This window comes from Clostridium boliviensis (genome assembly GCF_033342255.1).
Classification (GTDB): Bacteria; Bacillota; Clostridia; order Lachnospirales; family Lachnospiraceae; genus Lacrimispora; species Lacrimispora boliviensis.
In genome coordinates, this window is sequence record NZ_JAWONS010000215.1 from 1 (window position 1) to 348 (window position 348).

The following is a 348-nucleotide window of genomic DNA, read 5'->3' on the forward strand; positions in this document are numbered from 1 at the left end:
GCGGAATCGCCGCTTGCCAGGATCTATTCTTCGGGGGTCATCCCTTTGAGGTTGAGGCAATTCTTCCTCTTTACTGCCATCACACGACACTCCTCGCCCGGCAACCTTCTCCCTTTCAGAAGAATGCCGCCCGGCTCGCATCCCAAGCCCACCTGCTCGCCTGTGAACTATTGGCCGACCGGGAAAATTTCGGCGCGGCAGAGCAAGCCGGCAAACAGGCATTCATCTACGGGAAAATCGCCGACGACACCCATTTGCAAGTCGCATCGCTCATCGGACTGGGGAACATCGGTTTCCATAGAAGATTGAGCCAAATGGCGTTAAGAGCCTATCAAAAGGCCATTTCCC

At 55.5% G+C, this 348-nt stretch carries 1 protein-coding gene; it reads left to right on the forward strand.

The window, feature by feature from the left end; all coding sequences use genetic code 11:
• Nucleotides 1-348 (forward strand): hypothetical protein (locus tag RZO55_RS12590; protein WP_318064634.1); only part of this gene is annotated, 348 nt, incomplete at both ends.